Origin of the sequence: Streptomyces sp. NPDC079167 (assembly GCF_040686735.1) — a bacterium.
Taxonomy (GTDB): Bacteria; Actinomycetota; Actinomycetes; order Streptomycetales; family Streptomycetaceae; genus Streptomyces.
Genome location: NZ_JBFBLO010000060.1, coordinates 1 through 1,159, shown reverse-complemented (window position 1 = coordinate 1,159; position 1,159 = coordinate 1). Strand labels below are relative to the sequence as shown.

1 protein-coding gene is annotated in these 1,159 nt (G+C 70.1%); it reads right to left on the bottom strand.

Annotation, left to right across the window (positions count from 1 at the left end):
• The coding region (locus tag AB0P41_RS35940; RefSeq protein ID WP_365936202.1) for a beta-ketoacyl synthase N-terminal-like domain-containing protein at window positions 1-1,159 on the bottom strand (1,159 nt) is incomplete at both ends.

Genomic DNA, 1,159 nt, shown 5'->3' with positions numbered 1-1,159 from the left:
AACGACGACGAACACGCCGTATCCACCGTCACCGCCGGACCCTCGAGCCCCAACGCGTACGACACCCGACCCGACGCCACACTGCCCGAGTTACCTGTTCCCAGGAAGGCGCCGACGTCTTGGGGTACAGAGCCCAGCCGGGCGGCGTAGTCGTGATACATCAGGCCCGCGAAGACACCCGTGCGGCTGCCGCGCAGCGAGTCGGGGTCGATGCCGGCCCGCTCGATGGCCTCCCATGAAGTCTCCAGGAGCAGCCGTTGCTGCGGGTCCATCGCCAGCGCCTCACGCGGCGAGATCCCGAAGAAGCCGGGGTCGAACTGACCCGCGTCGTACAGGAAGCCGCCCTCGATGGTCCTGGACTTGCCCTCCCGGCCGGCGTCGGCTTCATACATGCCGTCCAGGCTCCAACCGCGGTCGGTCGGGAATCCGGAGATCCCCTCCCCTGCCATGGAGACGAGGCGCCACAGGTCCTCGGGAGCGGCGACCCCGCCCGGATAGCGGCAGCTCATGCCGACGATCGCAATGGGTTCGTCATCCGCGAAGCCCGCCACTCCCGCGACCGCTGCCGCCTCGGGTTCAGTGCCCCGCGCCTCGTCCAACAGGAACTCGGCGAGCACGGCGGGGGTGGGGTAGTCGAAGACCAGGGTGGCCGGCAGCCGCAGTCCGGTCGCCGCGTTGAGCCGGTTACGCAGCTCGACGGCTGTCAGGGAGTCGAAGCCCAGTTCTTTGAAAGCGTGCCTGGACTTGATCGCCTCGCTCGACGCGTAGCCCAGGACCGCCGCGACCTGGGTGCGCACCAGGCCGTCGACGAAACGAGTCCGCTCTTCCTCCGCCAGCCCCTTCAGCCGTGCTGCGAAGCCCGACTCCGACTCACCGGACTTCGCGGTACGACGGCCAGGGACGCGTACAAGTGCCCGGAAGAGCGGCGGCACGCCCTCGGCCGCAGCCCGCTTGCGCCACACGGGGAGGTCGAGCCGTACCGGAACCACGGCCGCACGGTCGAGAGCCGCAGCGGCGTCGAACAGAGCCAAGCCCTCGTCCACCGACAGCGGGGGCACACCGGACCGGGCCATGCGCTGGGTGTCGGCGTCGCCGAGGCTCCCGAGCATCCCACTTTCAGCCCAGGGTCCCCAGGCCAGCGACTGCCCCGCCAGCCCTT